General features: G+C 70.1%; 17 protein-coding genes and 2 pseudogenes. 16 read left to right on the top strand and 3 right to left on the bottom strand.

Features of this window, described 5'->3' with window-relative positions; all coding sequences use genetic code 11:
- Together KUM03_RS38670 and KUM03_RS30730 are read left to right on the top strand one after the other, a co-directional pair.
- A pseudogene (locus KUM03_RS38670) lies at positions 1–522 on the top strand (acetyl-CoA C-acyltransferase); the annotation flags it as partial.
- Positions 523–566: 44 nt separating this feature from the next.
- On the top strand, positions 567–2,747 hold the full coding sequence (locus KUM03_RS30730; RefSeq protein ID WP_217253742.1) for a 3-hydroxyacyl-CoA dehydrogenase NAD-binding domain-containing protein: 2,181 nt from the start codon (positions 567–569) through the stop codon (positions 2,745–2,747).
- Between the two features lie 27 nt (positions 2,748–2,774).
- On the opposite strand, the gene KUM03_RS30725 is transcribed toward KUM03_RS30730, so the two are convergent.
- Positions 2,775–3,512: a MerR family transcriptional regulator gene (locus tag KUM03_RS30725; RefSeq protein ID WP_217253740.1), complete on the bottom strand. Its 738-nt coding sequence runs from the start codon at positions 3,510–3,512 to the stop codon at positions 2,775–2,777.
- Between the two features lie 255 nt (positions 3,513–3,767).
- Between KUM03_RS30725 and KUM03_RS30720 the strand changes: the two genes are divergently transcribed.
- Positions 3,768–5,234: an amino acid permease gene (locus KUM03_RS30720; protein WP_217253738.1), complete on the top strand. Its 1,467-nt coding sequence runs from the start codon at positions 3,768–3,770 to the stop codon at positions 5,232–5,234.
- A 42-nt stretch (positions 5,235–5,276) separates the two neighbouring features.
- Positions 5,277–5,762: a macro domain-containing protein gene (locus tag KUM03_RS30715; protein ID WP_217253736.1), complete on the top strand. Its 486-nt coding sequence runs from the start codon at positions 5,277–5,279 to the stop codon at positions 5,760–5,762.
- A gap of 21 nt (positions 5,763–5,783) precedes the next feature.
- On the opposite strand, the pseudogene KUM03_RS30710 reads toward KUM03_RS30715, so the two are convergent.
- Positions 5,784–6,329: pseudogene (locus KUM03_RS30710) on the bottom strand (M1 family aminopeptidase); the annotation flags it as partial.
- Between KUM03_RS30710 and KUM03_RS30705 the strand changes: the two are divergent.
- Complete coding sequence (locus KUM03_RS30705; RefSeq protein WP_254400103.1) at positions 6,226–6,516, top strand: helix-turn-helix domain-containing protein; 291 nt, start codon at positions 6,226–6,228, stop codon at positions 6,514–6,516. The pseudogene KUM03_RS30710 and the gene KUM03_RS30705 sit on opposite strands and share 104 nt — an antisense overlap.
- A 1,579-nt stretch (positions 6,517–8,095) precedes the next feature.
- Here the strand turns inward: KUM03_RS30705 and KUM03_RS30700 are convergent.
- On the bottom strand, positions 8,096–8,950 hold the full coding sequence (locus KUM03_RS30700) for a hypothetical protein (protein ID WP_217253731.1): 855 nt from the start codon (positions 8,948–8,950) through the stop codon (positions 8,096–8,098).
- Between the two features lie 1,037 nt (positions 8,951–9,987).
- Here KUM03_RS30700 and KUM03_RS30695 point away from each other — a divergent pair.
- The 11 genes from KUM03_RS30695 to KUM03_RS30645 all read left to right on the top strand — a co-directional run bounded on the left by KUM03_RS30695 (position 9,988) and on the right by KUM03_RS30645 (position 20,460).
- The gene (locus KUM03_RS30695) at positions 9,988–10,212 is read left to right on the top strand and encodes a LexA family transcriptional regulator (RefSeq protein ID WP_217253729.1); all 225 of its coding nucleotides are present in this window, start codon (positions 9,988–9,990) and stop codon (positions 10,210–10,212) included.
- Positions 10,213–10,304: 92 nt separating this feature from the next.
- The gene (locus tag KUM03_RS30690) at positions 10,305–11,555 is read left to right on the top strand and encodes a helix-turn-helix domain-containing protein (RefSeq protein ID WP_217254078.1); all 1,251 of its coding nucleotides are present in this window, start codon (positions 10,305–10,307) and stop codon (positions 11,553–11,555) included.
- 158 nt (positions 11,556–11,713) lie between these two features.
- On the top strand, positions 11,714–11,872 hold the full coding sequence (locus KUM03_RS30685; protein ID WP_217253727.1) for a hypothetical protein: 159 nt from the start codon (positions 11,714–11,716) through the stop codon (positions 11,870–11,872).
- On the top strand, positions 11,869–12,243 hold the full coding sequence (locus KUM03_RS30680; RefSeq protein WP_217253725.1) for a DUF6415 family natural product biosynthesis protein: 375 nt from the start codon (positions 11,869–11,871) through the stop codon (positions 12,241–12,243). The genes KUM03_RS30685 and KUM03_RS30680 overlap by 4 nt, the downstream gene beginning before the upstream one ends.
- An 8-nt stretch (positions 12,244–12,251) precedes the next feature.
- Entirely contained in the window at positions 12,252–12,452 is a 201-nt protein-coding gene (locus KUM03_RS30675; protein WP_308406451.1) for a hypothetical protein, read from the top strand.
- A 281-nt stretch (positions 12,453–12,733) separates the two neighbouring features.
- Positions 12,734–12,943 (top strand): putative ATP-grasp-modified RiPP, encoded by a 210-nt coding sequence (locus KUM03_RS30670; protein ID WP_308406450.1) that lies wholly within the window; start codon positions 12,734–12,736, stop codon positions 12,941–12,943.
- Positions 12,940–13,890, top strand: coding sequence for an ATP-grasp ribosomal peptide maturase (gene tgmB, locus KUM03_RS30665; RefSeq protein WP_217253719.1), 951 nt, complete (start codon positions 12,940–12,942; stop codon positions 13,888–13,890). The genes KUM03_RS30670 and tgmB overlap by 4 nt, the downstream gene beginning before the upstream one ends.
- Positions 13,890–15,011 (top strand): ATP-grasp peptide maturase system methyltransferase, encoded by a 1,122-nt coding sequence (tgmC, locus tag KUM03_RS30660; protein WP_217253716.1) that lies wholly within the window; start codon positions 13,890–13,892, stop codon positions 15,009–15,011. The genes tgmB and tgmC overlap by 1 nt, the downstream gene beginning before the upstream one ends.
- A gap of 387 nt (positions 15,012–15,398) precedes the next feature.
- Positions 15,399–17,360 carry a Xaa-Pro dipeptidyl-peptidase gene (locus tag KUM03_RS30655; protein WP_217253714.1) on the top strand — a complete coding sequence of 654 codons (1,962 nt, stop codon included), beginning with the start codon at positions 15,399–15,401 and terminating at the stop codon, positions 17,358–17,360.
- Entirely contained in the window at positions 17,357–18,649 is a 1,293-nt protein-coding gene (locus KUM03_RS30650) for a M14 family metallocarboxypeptidase (RefSeq protein ID WP_217253712.1), read from the top strand. Before KUM03_RS30655 ends, KUM03_RS30650 begins: the two co-directional genes overlap by 4 nt.
- An 80-nt stretch (positions 18,650–18,729) precedes the next feature.
- Positions 18,730–20,460 (top strand): BCCT family transporter, encoded by a 1,731-nt coding sequence (locus KUM03_RS30645; protein ID WP_217253710.1) that lies wholly within the window; start codon positions 18,730–18,732, stop codon positions 20,458–20,460.
- The last annotated feature ends 47 nt before the right edge of the window (positions 20,461–20,507 follow it).

Raw genomic sequence — 20,507 nt, 5'->3', positions numbered from 1 at the left:
CTCGGTGGTTTCGACGCGGTGGCGCTGCAGAAGTACCACTGGGTCGAGAAGATCGACCACGTCCACCACGCGGGCAACTCGTCCGGGATCGTGGACGGCGCTTCCCTGGTCGCCATCGGCTCCAAGGAGGTCGGTGACCGCTACGGGCTCACGCCCCGCGCCCGGATCGTCTCCGCCGCCGTCTCGGGCTCCGAGCCCACCATCATGCTCACCGGGCCCGCCCCGGCGACCCGCAAGGCGCTCGCCAAGGCGGGGCTGACGATCGACGACATCGACCTGGTGGAGATCAACGAGGCGTTCGCGGCCGTCGTCCTGCGTTTCGTGAAGGACATGGGCCTGTCCCTGGACAGGGTCAACGTCAACGGCGGCGCCATCGCGCTCGGCCATCCCCTCGGTGCCACCGGCGCGATGATCCTGGGCACGCTCGTGGACGAACTGGAGCGCCAGGACAAGCGGTACGGCCTCGCCACCCTGTGCGTGGGCGGCGGCATGGGCATCGCCACCATCGTCGAGCGCATCTGACCCCCTTCCCGACGGATACGACGGATCACCAGGAGCACACCCTCATGACCACCGAGTCCACCACCATCCGCTGGGAACAGGACGACACCGGGATCGTCACCCTCGTCCTCGACGACCCCGACCAGTCCGCCAACACCATGAACCAGGCGTTCCGCGAGTCGCTGGCGGCGATCACCGACCGCCTGGAGGCCGAGAAGGACGACATCCGGGGCGTCATCCTCACCTCCGCCAAGAAGACCTTCTTCGCCGGCGGCGACCTGCGCGACCTGATCCGCGTCACCCCCGAGACCGCCCAGGACCTCTTCGACGGCGGCATGGCGATCAAGCGGAACCTGCGCCGCATCGAGACCCTCGGCAAGCCCGTCGTCGCGGCCATGAACGGCGCGGCCCTCGGCGGCGGCTACGAGATCGCCCTCGCCTGCCACCACCGCGTCGCCCTCGACGCGCCCGGCTCCAAGATCGGCTGCCCCGAGGTCACCCTCGGCCTGCTGCCCGGAGGCGGCGGCGTCGTCCGCACCGTCCGGATGCTCGGCATCACCGACGCGCTCCTCAAGGTGCTCCTCCAGGGCACCCAGTACAACCCGCGCCGCGCCCAGGAGAACGGCCTGGTCGACGAGGTCGCCGACAGCCGCGAGGACATGCTCGCCAAGGCCCGCGCCTTCATCGACGCCAACCCCGAGTCCGCCCAGCCCTGGGACAAGCCCGGTTACCGCATCCCCGGCGGCACCCCGTCCCACCCGAAGTTCGCGGCCAACCTGCCCGCCTTCCCGGCCAACCTGCGCAAGCAGACCAACGGCGCCCCCTACCCGGCGCCGCGCAACATCATGGCCGCCGCCGTCGAGGGCTCCCAGGTCGACTTCGAGACCGCCCAGGTCATCGAGGCCCGCTACTTCGTCGAGCTGGCCGCCGGACAGACCGCGAAGAACATGATCCAGGCGTTCTTCTTCGACCTGCAGGCCGTCAACTCCGGCGCCAACCGCCCCCAGGGCATCGAGCCCCGCAGGGTCACCAAGGCGGCCGTCCTGGGCGCCGGGATGATGGGCGCGGGCATCGCCTACTCGTGCGCCCGCGCGGGCATCGACGTCGTCCTCAAGGACGTGTCCCTCGAAGCGGCCCTCAAGGGCAAGGCCTACTCCGAGAAGCTGTGCGCCAAGGCCGTCGCCAAGGGCCGTACGACCCAGGAGAAGGCCGACGCGCTGCTCGCCCGCATCACCCCGACCGCCGAGGCGGCCGACCTCGCAGGCTGCGACGCGGTCATCGAGGCCGTCTTCGAGGACACTGCCCTCAAGCACAAGGTGTTCCAGGAGATCGAGAACGTCGTCGCGCCGGACGCACTGCTGTGCTCCAACACCTCCACCCTGCCCATCACCGCGCTGGCCGAGGGTGTCGAGCGGCAGGCCGACTTCATCGGGCTGCACTTCTTCTCACCAGTCGACAAGATGCCGCTGGTGGAGATCATCAAGGGCGAGCAGACCGGGGACGAGGCGCTGGCCCGGGCCTTCGACCTGGTCCGGCAGATCAGCAAGACGCCGATCGTGGTCAACGACTCGCGGGGCTTCTTCACCTCCCGGGTCATCGGTCACTTCATCAACGAGGGCGTGGCGATGGTCGGCGAGGGTATCGAGCCCGCCTCCGTCGAGCAGGCCGCGGCCCAGGCCGGCTACCCGGCCAAGGTCCTGTCCCTGATGGACGAACTCACCCTCACCCTGCCCCGGAAGATCCGCAAGGAGACGAAGCGGGCCGTGGAGGAGTCCGGCGGCACCTGGACCGCACACCCCGCCGAGGCCGTCGTCGACCGCATGGTCGACGAGTTCGGCCGCCCCGGCCGCAGCGGCGGCGCCGGCTTCTACGAGTACGGCGAGGACGGCAAGCGCGCCGGTCTGTGGCCGGGGCTGCGCGAGCACTTCACGAAGCCGGGCCACGAGATCCCCTTCGCGGACATGCAGGAGCGCATGCTCTTCTCGGAGGCGCTCGACACGGTCAAGCTCCTGGAGGAGGGCGTCCTGACCTCCGTCGCCGACGCCAATATCGGCTCGATCCTCGGTATCGGCTTCCCCGGCTGGACCGGCGGCGTCCTCCAGTACATCAACGGCTACGAGGGCGGCCTGCCCGGCTTCGTAGCCCGCGCGCGGGAGCTGGCCGACCGCTACGGGGAGCGCTTCACGCCGCCCGCGCTGCTGGTGGAGAAGGCGGAAAAGGGGGAGGCCTTCACCGACGGCCGCTGAGCCGCCTGTTCGGCTGAGGAGGCCGGATCATTCACCGGCCTCCTTGTCGAGCCACTCCCGCAGCTCCTCCCGCAGTGACCGCTGGAACGTGGTCAGCAGCGCCTGCACCACGAGCGGGTGCATGTGGGCGGACAGGGACCGCACGTCCCGCGCGTCGCGTTCGGCGACCGCGTCGCGCAGCAGTCGCGACAGGTCCCGCGCGGCGGCGCGGGAGTGCTCGAGGAGGGCGGTGCGGGCGGCGAGGACCGTCTCGGGGGAGAAGGGCACGTCGAGCAGCTCGACGCCGAGCCGGAGCAGCCCGGCGTCGACCCGGTACCCGTCGCCGTCGGGCGCCACGACGTCCATCGCGCCGAGCCGGTCCACCTCCTCGTCGGTCAGGGGCCGGCCCGCCCGCCTGCCCAGCTCCTCGCGGGTGACCCGCTCCACCGTCTCCGGCGCCCAGGAGGCCACCACCGCGCGGTGCAGCGCCAGGTCGTGCGCGCTCAGGTCCGGCGGCAGCTGCTTCAGGTACCGCTCGATCGCGGCCAGCGTCATGCCCTGGTGCTGCAGCTCCTCGATCAGCGCCAGCCGGGCCAGGTGCTCCCCGCCGTAGCGCCCCACCCGACGGGGGCCGATCACCGGCGGCGGCAGCAGCCCCTTGGTGCCGTAGAAGCGGACCGTGCGCACCGTGACGCCGGCCCGCGCGGCCAGCTCGTCGATCGTGAGGGTCTGCCCCCCGGCGTCCGTCCCCCCGGTGTCGGCCGCCTCGGTGTCGCTCGTCGTCATGTGCAGCAGTATCGCTGTCTCACCATTGCTGTGACACCACCTGTGCACCACACCTGTGCTCCACTCGTGCGGCAGGTGGAGGCCGTCGGTGGATCATGTGAGAAGTCACGCTGTGTGACATGAGACACCGCATGTCTACGCAGCGTCGTGGGAAGGTGCTGCGTTGGTCTGTGCCGCGAGGGTGGTGCGGGCCTTGGCACTGTACGGACGACCTGGGCAGATCCCGCCCGGGCGCACCAGAGAGTGGAACCACCCGTGAGCAAGGACGCCGTCGCCACGGCACAGGCCGCCGCCCACCCACAGGCGGCCGAACGACCCGCGGACGCGGGCGACGCCGGCTACAGCAAGGACCTCAAGGCCCGCCACGTCAACATGATCGCCATCGGCGGCGCGATCGGCACCGGCCTCTTCCTCGGCGCCGGCGGGCGCCTGCGCGACGCCGGACCGGCGCTCGCGATCGCCTACCTCGTCGCGGGCGTCTTCGCCTTCTTCGTCGTCAAGGCGCTCGGTGAGCTGGTGCTCTACCGGCCCTCGTCCGGATCCTTCGTGTCGTACGCGCGCGAGTTCCTCGGCGAGAAGGGCGCCTACGTCGCCGGCTGGATGTACTTCCTGAACTGGTCGACGACCGGTATCGCCGACATCACCGCGATCGCGCTGTACACGCACTACTGGAGCATGTTCACGAGCATCCCCCAATGGGTGCTCGCCCTGATCGCCCTCGCGGTGGTCCTGGCGGTGAACCTCATCTCGGTGAAGATCTTCGGCGAGATGGAGTTCTGGTTCGCGATCGTCAAGGTCGCCACCCTCGTCGCCTTCATGCTGATCGGCATCTTCCTGCTCGCCACCCAGCACGAGGTGGCCGGGCAGACCCCGGGTCTGGGCATGATCACCGACCACGGCGGCATCCTCCCGCACGGCGTGATGCCCGTGGTCCTCGTCATGCAGGGCGTGATCTTCTCCTACGCCGCCCTGGAGCTGGTCGGCGTCGCCGCCGGCGAGACCGCCGAGCCGCACAAGATCGTGCCCCGCGCGGTGAACTCGATCATGTGGCGGGTCGCCCTGTTCTACGTCGGCTCGGTCGTCCTCCTGGCCCTGCTGCTGCCGAGCTCGCTCTACTCGGGCGACGAGAGCCCCTTCGTCACGGTGCTGTCGGGGATCGGTGTGCCGGCCGCCGGTGACGTGATGAACCTCGTCGTCCTCACCGCCGCGATGTCGTCCCTGAACTCCGGCCTGTACTCCACCGGCCGCATCCTGCGCTCCATGGCGATGTCGGGCTCCGCGCCCAGGTTCACCGGCGTGATGAGCCGCAGCCAGGTCCCCTACGGCGGCATCCTGCTCACCTGCGCGGTCTGCGTCCTCGGTGTCGGGCTGAACTACCTGGTGCCGAACAAGGCCTTCGAGATCGTCCTGAACGTCGCCTCCCTGGGCATCATCAGCACCTGGGTGATCATCATGATCTGCCACCTGGTGTTCGTGCGCCGGGCGCGTGCGGGCCTGGTCGAACGGCCGCACTTCCGGCTGCCCGGCAGCCCCGTCACGGAGATCGTCACGATCGCCTTCCTGCTGGCGGTCATCGGCCTGATGTGGAACGACGAGGAGGTCGGCCGCAAGACCGTGCTGCTGGTGCCCGTGATCGCGGTGATGCTGGTGGCCGGCTGGTTCGGCGTCCGGCGGCGGGTGGCGCGCAACGCCGAGCAGGAACTGTCGGCGCTGCGGAAGTAGCGACCCCGGGCCACTGTCAGTGGTGGCCCCTACGGTGGTGTCATGTCGGAGATCAGGTATGTCCGGGGTGACGCCACCGTCCCGTCGGTCAAGGGCGTCAAGGTGATCGCCCACGTCTGCAACGACCTCGGCGGCTGGGGCAAGGGCTTCGTCCTCGCCATATCGCGCCGCTGGCCGGAGCCCGAGGCGGCCTACCGCGCCTGGCACCGCGACCGCGCGTCCAACGACTTCGGGCTCGGCGCGGCCCAGTTCGTCCAGGTCGAGCCGTACGTCTGGGTGGCCAACATGATCGGCCAGCGCGGCACCCGGACCGGCAGCAAGGGCGCCCCCGTGCGCTACGAGGCGATCGACACCGCGCTCGGCCGCCTCGCCGACAAGGCGGCCGAGCTCGGCGCGTCCGTGCACATGCCCCGCATAGGCTGCGGCCTGGCCGGCGGCAAGTGGTCCCGGGTCGAACCACTGATCACCGACCGCCTCGCCGGGCGCGGTGTCCCCGTGACCGTCTACGACCACGGGGACACCGCCTGAGCCACCCCCTGACCCAGCCGGTCAGTGCCGGTGCACGTCGTTCGTCGCGGCGATCTTCCGCCACGACCGGGGCTGCGCGGGCGTGTCCGCCGCCTTCGTGAGGGACGCCGCGCGCGCCGCCGGAGCGCCCGGCTTCGACGGCTGGAACAGCCAGGTGTCGAACAGCGCGGCGAGCGGCTCGCCGGACACCTCCTCGGCGTACCGCTGGAAGTCGGCGACCGACGCGTTGCCGTGGGCGTACTTCGCGGGCCAGCCCTTCAGGATGGCGAAGAAGTCCTCGTCCCCGACCTCGTTCCGCAGCGCGTGGACGGCCAGCGCGCCCCGGTCGTAGACCGCGATGTCGAACTGGTTCTCCGGCCCCGGATCACCGGGCCGCACCGTCCAGAACGGGTTGTCGGCAGGGTGCGACACGTACGTGTAGTCGGCCAGTTTCTGGGCCGTGCCCTCGCCCTCGTTGATCCAGATGTCCTTCCAACCGTGCACCGAGACCAGGTCGCCGTACCACTGGTGGGCCAGCTCGTGCACGACGACGGACACGTTGGAACCGTTCGCGAACTGCCGGGGGCTGGGTGAACGCATCGCTGACTTACGCACCGCCGCGCGCTACACCCAGGAGCAGTTCTGCGAGGCGACCGGCCTCAGCCGGAGCAACGTCCAGCGCATCGAACGCGGCGAGGGCGACCCCCGCTACAGCGAGCTGATGCGGATCGCTGCCGTCCTCGACACTCGCGTGACCGTGCTCATCAACGTCTGAGGCCCCGCCATCCGCCACGGGGGAGCGGGGCGGTCTCCGGTCTCTCCGTCACACCTTCCGCGTACAGATAAAACCGGGAGACGTGAGGCCTTCCGCGCGGCACAGACGGTCCGACGCCCTGCCCACCTCCGTCTGGAGCAGCCGGTAGTCGGCGGCGTGGCTCTGTCCCGAGTGCATGGCCCCGCGTCACAGCAGACGCCCCGAGCCGTGGCCGCGGGCCTCCGGCAGGACAGCGAAGTACTGCGGTATCAGTTGGCGGGAGCCGACCGCGTCGGGCGGGATCTCCGTCGGCCCGGTGGCCCCAACGACACGATCGTCAACGACAGCGGTGAGGACCGGTCCAGTCCCGTCGGCCTGCATCTGAGTGTGGAGGAAGAGCAGATCCTCCGCGGCCATGGTCCGCGCGTACGGCCCGAACGTCTCCCGTACGCCGGCTGGCTACTCGGTGAACGGGCGCAAGGGTCCGGTCGGGAGCGGGCAGGGGCGGGCGGTGAAGCCGTGAAGCTGAATCCTCACGCCGGTGGTGGGCACGGTTTCGGGCCCGAGGGGGCGCGCCACCCGTCCGGCGTTCACGTCATCCGCCGCCGCCCCTGGCAGGGAGGCCGCCGCGGAAGCGAAAGCTGGAGAGGAGCGCATCCGTTCTGCTCTGGCGAGGCGGAAGGGGGCCGCGTCGGCGACGTCCACGTCACCGCGGTGACCGGCCGCGGGCGTGGTGCATGAACGAAGCCTGTATGGACGGGGAGACGGGGGAGCCAGCCTGATACGAGGGGCAGCGGCTGCACCTTCTCATGACCAACTCCACTGGGCGGGGAAGCTTGAGGTCCGCAGTGCGTTAGGTCGCGGGGTCTGGCTGAGGCTCGGGGCTCGGGTCCGTACTGGAGGCTGGCTCCGAGCCTGGTGTCCCTGAGCCGCGGCGCTGTTCGCGCCTGATCGCGATGCCGTGGGCAAACGAGGCGACAGCCGCCAGGCCAGCGAGAAGACTGCCGATCGCCGATACGGTTGCGAGTCCGTCGCTGTCGCTGTCTTGGTCGTCATCGCTGAGCACCAAGACGGTTTTGGTCGCGACTGGGAGCGGGCCGCGGGGTGGGCTTTCGGGTGGTGCTGCCTGGGCTCGACTGCTGGAAGGGCCCGGACGGGGCCCGGTCGGAATGCCGCTGGGTAGCCCCTCTGCTGGAGCCACAGAGGGGTGCCACGTGACGTTCTGTGTTTCGGGGGGGAGCAGGGGAAGCTCTGAACCGCGTCCCCAAGGACCAGAGATCGCGGGCACTGGAGCAGCAGCATCTCTTGAGACCTCTGTGCTGATCAAGAAGAGGACGCCGCTGCAGAGCGTGAGAGCGTAACCGAGCCCCGTCCAGCGCTGAGACCGCATCTTTGCATTCCGCTTCACCGCCATATCTCCCCCCTCGCCGCCAACCTATGCAGGCACTTAGGGCGGGGGTACTGAAGCCTCGAGACATTCAGCCCATCGTGTGGATGCACGGGCGCGCGGAAGGCGTATCGGCTCGCCCTGCGCTCCGAGTCCTACAGCAAGCCAGAGAAGCGCGACCACGGTAACGGCGAACCGCACCACATAACGGGACTACACCCCTCGGATGACGCTGAGGACGTCTAGGAACTGATACACACGCCGTCCGTAGAGCAGGGCGAGTATCACGATGCCGCACCCGCCGATGACGTAGACATCGGTGCCCTTGGGCAGGGGCAGGAAGGCGACGCCGACAGCACAAGTGGCCACGAGGGCGGCGGCAGTTGCCAGACGGAGCGGTTCCAAATCCCGAGCGGGCGTCAGGCCCTCGGGTAGATGTTGCTCATCGAGTAGCGCGCCGATGCGTCCTTCGGCGATGCGTTCAGCGACTGTCGTGAGGAGAGCAGCCAGGGGCACGAGGGCAGCGTCTCCGTCGCTGTCCACGCGTGCCTCTGCGCGACGCAGGGCGGCTACGACGAGGCCGGCGTGCTCTTTGAGTTGCCGCTTGCGGTGCGATCGGGCGGGCAGATGCCCGCTTGAACGGTGCAGGCGCATGATCTCGTCTTCTACCCGTGCCAGTGAGCGGGCCAGCCTGCGCAGCCTCTTGGGGCGCTCACGCCACCCAGCGTACTTGGTGCGAGCGCATACGGAGACAGCGTTCGAGATGGCGTGTACGGAGCGGAAACGGGTGGCTGTGCGGGTCGCTTTGGAGACAGACCATCCGCTTCCCGCCGCGGTCGCGGCGCCAAGCACCAGCGGCATGAGCCAAAAGCACGCGAACACCGCTGCGCCTGCTGCCGCTGCCATGATCGAGACACTGATGGTCCCGGAGACGGTGTCGAAGCGCCCGCTCCTCAGAGCCTCCCAACCGTCAATGGGTACCTGGGCAAAGGGCATCAGCGGAGACCACAGCTTTCCCTTCACCCACGTCGTGGCGATGGCGTCGAACCAGAGGACGGCGAGGAACATGGCGGGAATTTCAATGGCTGCACGTGCACCCGGCGCTGCGTAGTGCCGCGCTCGGATGGCCACGCGTAACCGCCGGGAAGCTGGTGGGAGCCCCAGCGCGCCAAGATCCTTGTTCAGCCTGGTGATGGCTTCGTCGGCAGCCTTCCGGCTGCGCCTCCGTAGTGTCCCCCTCATGACGTCACTCTCTCGTGCCGTGCCTTCGAGACCAATGCTGTCAATGAAAGTACGAAGAGAACATTGTGGTTGCTGGAGCGAGCGGTCCGGCCCCCACCACGCCGGCCGCGAGTCCGTCACCCGCTCCGCCGCCTGCAGCTGAGTCCACCGACCGGCGGCCGGGTCCCCCTGCCCCTCGGCCCGGCCGCCACCCAGCTTCCGAGCTCACCGGCAGAGCAGCCGTCTTATAAGGAGAAGCGCGCCGGTTCCAATCCGGCCGGAGGCACCCCGGTCACCTGCCCTATGACTGGAGATGCCATGCCCGACACCACGGCGGCCGTCGCCGCCGCCGTCCTGGCCATCGAGGGCATGTCCAACGCGTTCGACGTGGCCGCCTGGATCTGGAACTCCAAGGGCGGTTACCTGGGCCCCTGACGAGACACCGGCCTGCGGCACCACAACCGTCTGGTCCTCGAGCTCGACGCACCGCTGCGCCAGGCTCTCGCCGTCTTCCCTCGGGCCGACCACTTCACGGAGCAGGACCAGCGATGACCCGCCCGCACGGCTACGCCCGCTACCGGCTCGACGGCTGCCACTGCTACACCTGCGGCTGGACAGTCGCCCATTACAACGATGCCCGCGAGCACGCCATGCAGTGCCTCCGAACGGCACCCCTTCCTGAGGCCGTCGGAGGCACTTCTCAGGAGAGTGGCCTCAGCTTGAGGAATCCGACGTAGTCCGGGCCTTCGGCAGCCTGGGCGGTCCCGGGCATGGTCAGCAGGGCTCCCGCGCGCTTGGTGGTGATCTCCAGTTGTCGGCGGTTACGCCGCTCGCCTGGCGCCTCGGCTTGCGTACAAAATCGAGCAAGATTTCTAATCGACATCATGGTCCGCAGCAAACACGACTACCTCACCGCCAACCAGCAGCAGCTCCTGCGGGGCATCCGGCAATGGATCGCGGAGCACGGGGAGGCGCCCACGGTGAAGGAGCTCACGGAGTGCGGGCCGCTGAACAGCCAGTCCTCGGTGCACTACCAGCTACGGGAGCTGGAGGCGAAGGGCGCCATCGTCCGCGAGCGGTACACGGCCCGGGGTATCCGGCTGCGGTAACCGGGCAGGGTGACTGTGCAAGGCGCTCACGCAGAACCGGCCTTGCCCCCTACGCTGGCAGCGACGAAGCTGCTAGGAGGGGCAAGGCCGTGATGTCTGAAGATGCTACCCCCGATCCGTACGCTGACCCGCTGCGTTTCGGCCAGCGTGTGCAGATCCTCCGTGAGCGCCGAGGAATGACGCAGGCTCAACTGGCCGACCTCGTCGGCATCTCGCCGCACACTCTGAGGAAGATCGAGAACGGGCAGCAGAAGGCTCCGGGGCTCGACATGGTGATGCGCATGGCCGAAGCGTTGCGGGTGCGCGACCTCGCGGAGCTGACCGGCAGGCCGGACGCGCACGTCGACCTGTTCATCGGTCCCGGGCATCCGCGCCTGGCCGCGGTGAAGGCCGCCATCGACAGCTTCCCGCTCACCGGCAGCATGGAAACTCCCCCAGTCGCGCACTTGGAAGCCCGCCTGCACGCGGCCTGGCGGGAGCGGCATGCCTCGAGGAACCATCGTGAGGCGATCGGCAAGCTGCTGCCAGACCTGATCCGGGACGCACAGGCGCTTGTGAGGCACGCCGACACAGCAGTGGACCGCCGCCGGGCGCAGGCGCTGCTGGCAGAGTGCTACAGCTTGAGCCAGTTCTTCATCGCGTACCAGCCGGACAGTTTCCTGCTGTGGCGAGTCGCAGAACGAGGAATGATCGCCGCGCAGGAGAGCGAGGACCCGCACGCCATCGGCGTCGCCTCATGGCTGCTTGCGCAAGCCCACCGCGATACCGGGCCACGCCACTTCGAGGCCGCCGACGCCGTGAACCGTGAGGCCGTGGCCTACCTCAAGCCTCTGCTGCCGGACGCCGGCGAGGACGTCCTCGCCATCGCCGGCGCGCTGGAATTCGAGCTCGGCTACACCGCGGCCCGTCGTCGGCAGACCGGCACGGCGTGGCGGCACTGGGACCAGGCCAACGGCATGGCCAAGCGACTGCCCGCTGATTACTACCACCCGGTCACGTCGTTCTCGCGGGCAGTCATGGGCGCGCACGCTGTCACGGTGGCGGTGGAGCTGCACCAGGGCGGCGAGTCTGTCAGGCAGGCTGCCCGCGCGGATCAGAACGTCATCAAGTCCCGCCCGCGCCGGGCCCGTCACCGTATCGAAGAGGCCCGCGGCTACCAGCTGGACAACCAGCTGGACACCGCTGTCGCATCGCTGGAGAAGGCGTTCGAGGCCGCGCCGGAGACGATCCGGTACAACGGCTATGCCCGCGCGATCCTCCTGGAAGAGGTCGAGTCGACTCAGGCTGCCCGTCGGCGTCGTGCCGCTGACCTGGCATCACGCATCGGCATCCTTGCTGCCTGAGCGTAGCGACCGGATTACGGTCGGCGGTTGGATGTAGGCGCTCCTACGGTTTAGGGCACAGACCCCGGCGAGGTGGTGAGACCTCCCGGGGCGTGGCCAACGCTGCGAAGGAGCGTCGACAGATGAACGCTACAGCCCGTGGAAAGCCTGGCGCCAGGATGACCTTGCACGTGTACCGGGTGAACCGGGACGGTGCGGTCACCAAGGACTTCGGCACGGTCAAGGTGAAGGGCAAGGAGGCGCTGCTCCCCGTCCGCGACGCGTACCCGCCCTGCCGGTGCCCGCACCACCGCGCCACACAGGCGGCGACCCGGTGAGCGCCACCGGCCAGCCCACGGCGACCGTGCCCGTCGACCTGGAGACGATGCGCGAGACCGTGAGCGCCGTCCTCAACGCCGACGGCGGCCCCGTCCTCCCGGAACCGTCCGATACTCACGTGGCGGTCCTGGCCGAGCTGCTGCGCGGCCACCTGGAGGTGATGGTCCGCGAGGTGGAGACGGCGGCCGGGAAGCTGCCGGACACTATCCCGCGGTACTGCGCCCTCGCCTGCGTCGGTGAGGCCCGTGGCAAGCTCCGCGCCGCGCCGGTCGCGCGGCCCGGCGGCGCCGTCGTCTACGCGCGCCGCTTGGCCCGCGTCCTGGCCGCCCTGTGCGACCACCACGAACTCATGGCCGGCGACGCGAGATGACCTGCGCGGTGCGTGTCTGCCGGCACTGCGATCAGCCGATCACGGCCCGGGAGGACGCCGTCCTGGTCGCCCACGAGCCCGGCAACTCAGGGCCGGGCTGGAACGTGTGGGCTCACCAGGCGCACGCCGACCGGATGGAGCCGTACGCGGTAGCCGTCCGGGCCAAGGTCCGCACCCTTCTCGCCCGCACCTTCCCTCAGAGCGGCTGACCGCCCTGCCTGCCCCGGCGCCCAAGGGGCCCCATGGCGACCGCAGGGTCAGGGTCGCACCCCATGAACGCCCGTCCCCTCCATGGTCCGCAAGCCATCGGCGGGACGGGTCCCGCAACTCCCGCCCTGGGCCCGGCCCTGGACAGGGCGAGCCTCCGGGGCGAGATCCCCGCACCACAACACGAAGGGACGATCCGTTGTTTGCTCACTCTGACCGGCTCCCGACCGCGACACCGCTGCCGACCGGCACGCTCACCCCGACCCCTTGGGGCGTACGCCGCATGGCCCCCTACCCGTCGCCCGCACCGGGCTACGCCAAAGCCGTCCTGGACCCGACCACCCAGACCACCCGGTACTTCGACGACCGCGGCAAGGTGATCGAGATGGGCGGGCACGGCACCAGCACCGGCACCAACCCGTCCACGGGCACCAGCCCCGACGGCACCGGGTCCGGTACGGACACCGACACCGGGAACGACACCGACCAGTGACCCGTGTCGGCCAGGTGCTGGTCGTCACCAACCTTGACGACCCCACGGCCGACCTGGTGATCAGCGAGCTGCACGACCGGGAGGTTCCGGTCGTGCGGCTCGACTCGGGGGACTTCCCCCACGCCTTGTCGGTCGCGGCCACGATCACGTCGAACGGTGTGGAGGGCACTCTGTCCACGCCGTCCCGGACCGCCGACCTCACCGCGGTCCGGTCCCTGTACTACCGGCGCCCCTCCGGGTTCGCCTTCCCACACCTGGACGACCAGGACGCCCGGTTTGCCGTCGCGCAGGCCCGCTACGGCCTCGGTGGCATCCTGGCCTCCCTCCCGGGCTGCCGGTACGTCAACCACCCCCACCGCATCGGCGACGCGGAATTCAAACCGTCCGGCCTCATCGCCGCCGCGCGCGCGGGCTTCCGCCTTCCGCCCACCACCATCACCAGCGACCCGGACACGGCGAGGGCCTTCATCAAGCAGCACGGCCCCGCCATCTACAAGCCGCTCGCGGCGCCGCTCTACCGCATCGACGGCGTGTCCTCCGTCGTGAAGGTCGACGAGGTCACGGCCGACGACATCGACGAGACGGTGGCCGGCACCGCGCACCTGTTCCAACAGCGCGTGGACAAGACGGCGGACGTACGCGTGACCGTCATCGGCGAGCACGTGTTCGCCGTCCGGATCGACTCCGACCTGTTGGACTGGCGCACCGACTACAGCCGCCTCACCTACACCGTGGTGCCGCTGCCGCCCGGCATCACCGAATCCTTGTACGCCTACCTGTCCCACTTCGGTCTCGTCTTCGGCGCTTTCGACTTCGCCATCGACCGAGAGGGCCGATGGTGGTTTCTGGAGTGCAACCCGTCCGGCCAGTGGTACTGGCTGGAGTACGAGACCGGCTTGCCGATGCTCGCGGCGATGGCCGACCTCCTGGAAAGGAAGAGCCGCTGATGACTGTCCTGGATTCCGCAGCCCTGCGCGGGCATCTTGCCGACCGTCTCGCCGAAAGCGGTGCCCTGCGCAGCGAGCAGTGGCGTGCGGCCGTAGAAGCCGTGCCCCGGCACGAGTTCCTGCGGGGCGGCTTCTTCCGACGCTTCGGCAGCGCCTGGCGACCGGTGCCCGCCGACCGGGAAGGCTGGCTGGAGCTCTGCTACACGGACGAGTCGCTGGTCACCCAGATCGCGGGCACCATCGTGCCCGGCGATGTCCGCGGCGAGATCCTGCGCGAACCCACCTCCTCCAGCACTTTGCCCAGCCTCGTCGTGCGGATGCTCGAAGACCTCCAAGTCCAAGACGGCCACCGGGTCCTGGAGATCGGCACGGGCACCGGCTACTCCACCGGCCTGCTCTGCCACCGACTCGGAGACGAGCTCGTGACGTCGGTGGAGGTGGACGCCGGCGTGTCCAGCCGCGCTGGTGTCGGCCTGGGCGCCTGCGGCTACTTCCCCGACCTGGCCATCGGCGACGGCCTGGCCGGGCACAAGGACGGCGCCCCCTACGACCGGGTCATCGCCACGTGTGGGGTGCGGGAGCTGCCGCACACGTGGGTCGAGCAGACCAGGCCGGGCGGCATCATCCTCGCCACCCTGTGCGGGTGGATGCACTCCTCCGAGCTGGCGCGGCTGACCGTCGGTCACGACGGCGTGGCGCACGGCCGGTTTCTCGGGGGGCAGGTTCAGTTCATGCTGGCCCGTCCGCAGATGCCGCCGCCGCTCGGCACGCTGCCCGACTTCGACTCGGGGGAGGAGCGGCAGGCCCGGGTCGGTGCCGATGTCCTGGACGACTGGGACGCCCGGTTCGTCGCCCAGCTAGCAGCACCGCGCGCACAGCGCCTCAGCCTGACGCTGGAGGACAGGACCCGGCACGTCCTGGTCGACGTGGAGACCGGTGCCTGGGCGGTCCTCGCCCTGGACGGCAAGCAGTGGACCGTCCGGCAGGGCGGGCCGGTGCAGCTGTGGGACGCGGTGGAGGATCATCTGCTGCGCTGGCAGGTGGACGGATCTCCGACCCTGGACCGCTTCGAGGTCGTGGTCACGCCCGAGGGGCAGCGGGTCACCTGGCCCATTGTCTGACGGGCCTTGTGCGGCCCCGTCTGTCCGCTTCCCCCGTGGCGGACGGGCGGGGTCTCAGTCGTTGATGAGCACGGTCATGCGAGGCCCGCAAACCTCCGACGGGGCGGGTCCTTCCGTGCGGGCCCTCCCCGCAGCTCGGGCCGACCGCCGGCATCGCCGGATGGGTGGCCTGCGGCTTGTCGGACCGCCAGTGCCAGCGGGTCCGGCCGAGCCGCGAGCTCTTCGACTGGAGCGTGCCCTTGGAGATGGCCTGGTGTCCACGGCCACCTCTGTCACACGATCGTCATCCGGCCGACATGCGACCCCCTGCCGTCAGGAGGCCCGCGACCGTCACACGCCCCTGAACGCCCTCTTCTGCACGCGAGTTGACCGATGTACCGTCCGCGCATGCCGATACGCACGCGCTTCACGACCTGGAGACCGCTCGCGACGGCGGCCACGGCCGCACTCATGGCAACCTTCCTCACGCCCGTCGCCACGGCACACCCCGCGACCCTGCGACAGAGCGAACCGGTCCACTCCTACGACGACGCCATCCGCGAGGCCGTCTGGGTGGACACCGGGTACGACGGGGACGGCGACGGCGAGGACGACCGCGTCGCCGTCGACATCGTCCGCCCCCGCGAACCCGCCGCACAGGGCCGCGAGATCCCCGTCATCATGGACGCCAGCCCGTACTACTCCTGCTGCGGGCGCGGCAACGAGAGCCAGAAGAAGACCTACGACGCCGACGGGAACGTCGTCGGGATGCCGCTGTACTACGACAACTACTTCGTGCCGCGCGGCTACGCCTTCGTCGGCGTGGACCTGGCCGGAACCAACCGCTCCGACGGCTGCGTCGACGTCGGCGGACGCTCCGACATCCAGTCCGCGAAGGCCGTGGTCGACTGGCTCAACGGCCGGGCGAAGGCGTACACCAGCCGCACCGGAGGCGAGCGCGCCGAGGCCGACTGGACCAACGGCAGGACCGGCATGATCGGCAAGAGCTGGGATGGCACCATCGCCAACGGCGTCGCCGCGACCGGCGTCGAAGGCCTGGAGACCATCGTCCCGATCGCCGCCATCTCCTCCTGGTACGACTACTACTTCAGCCAGGGCGCCCCGCTCTACGACTCCGGCCCCGACTGGCTCTCCGACTACGTCAACAGCCCCGACGCGCGCGCCAAGTGCGACGCCGTGCAGCGAAAGCTCGTCGACGGCGCCCCGCGCACCGGCGACTGGACCCGGCTGTGGTCCGAGCGCGACTACGTGAAGGCCGCGAGCAAGGTGAAGGCGAGCGTCTTCCTCGTCCACGGCATGCAGGACCTCAACGTCCGCATGCAGCACGTCGGCCCGTGGTGGAACGCCCTCGCGAAGAACGGCGTCGACCGCAAGATCTGGCTCTCCCAGACCGGCCACGTCGACCCCTTCGACTTCCGCCGCGCCGAGTGGGTCGACACCCTGCACCGCTGGTTCGACCACGAACTCCTCGGCTACGACAACGGTATCGACCGCGAGCCCATGGCCGACATCGAACGCCGGCCCGACCAGTGGGAGACGTCCAGGACCTGGCCGCCGCGCTCCACCGCCACCACCACCCTGCGCCCCGCCGAGGGCTCACAGGACGGCGTCGGCACCCTCGGCCTGCGCCGCGACCGCGGCACCGAAACCTTCACCGACGACCCTGCGCTGAGCGAGACCGACTGGGCCGCGCACATCGACGAGCCCACCCCGGGCAAGGCCGGCTTCGTCACCGGCCCGCTCACCCGCGACCTGCGCCTGTCCGGCACCTCCGAGGTCACCGTCACCGCGCGCTCCACCACCCCGACGGCCCACCTGTCCGCCGTACTCGTCGACCTCGGCCCCGACACCATCCGCGACTACGCCGACCGCGGCGAGGGCGTCACCACGCTCACCGACCGCACCTGCTGGGGCCCGAGCACCCCGGGCGACAGCTCCTGCTACCTGGAGACGGCGGCGAAGACCACCGACGTCGACTACACGGTCGTCAGCCGGGGCTGGGCCGACCTCGGCAACCACGCCTCCAAGTGGGACGGCCGCCCGCTCACCCCGGGCAAGGCGTACACCGTCACCCTGGACCTCGCGGCCACCGACCACGTCGTCCCCGCCGGCCACCGCCTCGCGCTGATCGTCGCCGGCACCGACAAGGACCTCATCGACCCGCCCGCCGACACGCCGACCCTCACGCTGGACCTCTCCCGCACGTCGGCACGCGTACCGTTCGTCGGCGGCACCGCCGCGTTCGCCCGCGCCACCGCCAAGGCGGCCACCGCGGTCCCCGCACCCGCGCCCCTCGACGGCGTGGGCGCCCCGCACACCACGCACCGCGTCCCGAAGGGAGCCCGATGAACCGCCTGCGCACCCTCACCGTGACCACCGCCGCGGCCACCGCGGCCCTCGCCGCGTCCCTCCTCACCGCCCCGGCCCACGCCGCCACCGGCCACGAGCCGCCCCGCACCGGCTTCGAGAAGACGCACGGCGCCCGCTGGACCACCCAGCCCGAGGAGCAGGCGCTGCTGGCCGCCGCCGACCGGGCGAGCGACCGGGTCAGCGTCGACCGCATCGGCACCACGAAACAGAACCGGCCCCTCCAGCTGGTCACGATTGGCAGGCCCTCCGCCCCCAACAAGGTGCTCCTCGTGTGCAGCCAGCACGGCGACGAGCCCTCCGGCCGCGAGGCCTGCCTGTCCACCGTCCGCGACCTCGCCTACGCCGAGGACCGGCGCACCCGGCACTTCCTCGACCGCACCACCGTGCTGGTCCTGCCCACCGCCAACCCCGACGGCCGGGCCGCGAACACCCGCGGCAACAGCGACGGCGTGGACATCAACCGCGACCACCTCTCCCTGAGGACCGCCGAGGCCCGCGCCCTGGCCGCCGTCGTCCGCGACCGGCGCCCCGACGTCCTCTACGACCTGCACGAGTACGGCGCCACACCCCCGTACTACGACAAGGACCTCTTCGACCTCTGGCCCCGCAACCTCAACACCCACACCCGCGTCCACGACGAGGCGCAGACGCTCTCCGGGAAGTACGTCCGTCCCGCCGCAGACAAGGCCGGATACTCGACCGGCACCTACGGCATCTGGACCGACCCCGAAACCGGCGACCCCGTCAAGCAGACCGCCGGCGACGGCCAGGAACGCATCCTGCGGAACATGTCCGGCGTGAAACACGCGGTCGGCCTGCTCATCGAGAGCCGCGTCGACCCGCTCACCGACGCCGAACGCGAGGACGAGGCGCTCAACAACCGCCGCCGGGTGAACTCGCAGCTCGCCGCCCTGGACGGCATGCTCCGCTACGCGGACCGGCGGCGCGGACACGTCGAGGCGGCCACCGCGACCGCCCGGTGGTCCGGGCTGACCGACACGGGCCCCGTGTACGTCGGCGGGGCGGACAACGACCCGGCCGAAGCCACCGAGGTCATCCAGGACCCGCCCTGCGGCTACCGGCTGACCGCTGCCCAATACACGGACATCCGGGACGAACTGGCCCTGCACGGTGTACATGCGCGCTCGGCCGGGGAGAAGGGCGCCTACGTACCGCTGCGCCAGCCACTGCGCGCCCTCGTGCCGCTGCTCCTCGACGAGCGGGCGACGTACCACTTGACGGTGGGTGAACCCGACACCCGCTGCTGAAAGGGTGAGTTCCGCGTCGCAGGTGGTATGGGCATAGCGGAGGAGTATTTTCAGCCTCACCGACTTGAAAGGTGCCGCCTGTGACGCAGGACCGACCAAGCGACAAGGAACACCACGACAGAGGCACGCTGCCGGGTTCGGAAGCGGGCCTGCCGGGCCAGGAGCACAAGCCGCGGACCGACCGCGTCGTCTTCGGTGTCACCGCGGCCCTGACCCTCGCCTTCGTCCTCTGGGGCGCCATCGGCACCGACTCGCTGGAGGACGCCTCCGGCACCATGCTCGGCGGGCTGATCCACAACGGCGGCTGGGCCTTCGTACTGGCGGCCTCCGGGTTCGTCGTCTTCGCCCTCTGGCTGGCGGCCAGCCGCTACGGCCGCATCCACCTGGGGGCCGAGGGCGAGGAACCCGAGTTCCGCACGGTGTCCTGGGTCGCCATGATGTTCAGCGCCGGCATGGGCATCGGTCTGATGTTCTGGGGTGTGAGCGAGCCGCTGGCGCACTACGACACCGCCCCGCCCGGCACCTCTCCCGCCGACTCCGGCGACCGCATGGAGACGGCCATGGCCACCACCCTGTTCCACTGGACGCTCCACCCGTGGGCGATCTACGCGGTGGTCGGCCTCGGCATCGCCTACAGCACCTTCCGCAGGCGCCGCCGGCAGACCATCAGCGCCGTGTTCACCCCGCTCATCGGCACCAAGCACGCCAACGGCACCAGCGGCCGGGTCATCGACATCCTCGCCATCATCGCGACGGTCTTCGGTTCCGCGGCCTCGCTCGGCCTCGGCGCCCTCCAGATCGGCTCCGGTGTGGAGAAGCTCGACTGGATGGACAAGGTCAGCACCGGGCTGCTGGTCGGCATCATCGCGGTGCTGACCGTGGCGTTCGTGGCCTCGGCGATCTCCGGCGTCGAGAAGGGCATCCAGTGGCTTTCCAACACCAACATGGTGCTGGCGCTGCTCCTGGCCGTCTTCGTGTTCGTCGCCGGTCCGACCATCCTGATCCTCGACCTGCTGCCGACCTCGGTCTTCGCCTACCTCGGCGACCTGCCCGAGATGGCCGGCCGCACCGAGATCAGCGGCGGCGAGGGCGTCGCGGACTGGCTGAGCAGCTGGACCGTCTTCTACTGGGCGTGGTGGATCTCTTGGACGCCGTTCGTCGGCATGTTCATCGCCCGCATCAGCCGGGGCCGGACCATCCGCCAGTTCATCGGCGGCGTCATCCTCGTGCCCAGCACGGTCAGCCTGATCTGGTTCGCCGTCTTCGGCGGTTCGGCCATGCGGCTCCAGGAGCAGAACCGGCTCGGGGACGAGACGACTCCCGAGGGCCGGCTCTTCGCCGTCCTCCAGGAGTACCCCATCGCCACCGCCACCAGCCTGCTGGTGATGATCCTCGTCGGCATCTTCTTCGTCTCGGGCGCCGACGCGGCCTCCATCGTGATGGGCACCCTCTCGCAGAAGGGCGCGCTGGAGCCCAACCGCTGGGTGGTCGTGTTCTGGGGCGTGGTGACCGGCGCGGTCGCCGCCATCATGCTCCTGGTCGGCAGCGGCGAAGGGGACGCCCTGGCCGGACTGCAGAACCTCACGATCCTCGCGGCGGCACCCTTCGTCATCGTGATGATCGGCATGTGCGTCGCCCTTATGCGCGACCTGCGCCGCGACCCCCTCATCGTGCGCGGCGAGATGGCCTCCGAGGCCGTCGAGATGGCCGTCATCGAGGGCCACAAGCAGTACGAGGGCGACTTCGAGATCCGCATCGGCCCGGGCACCGGCCCGGACGTGGAGGGAGACCCGATCGGCAAGCACCACTGACCCGGGGGATGGGAGAACGGACAGGGGCCGGCACGCACCGCGTGCCG

Source organism: Streptomyces sp. AC602_WCS936, from assembly GCF_019049125.1.
Taxonomy (GTDB): Bacteria; Actinomycetota; Actinomycetes; order Streptomycetales; family Streptomycetaceae; genus Streptomyces.
Note: the sequence above shows the minus strand (reverse complement) of the source record. Positions and strands in the feature narration are given on the sequence as shown.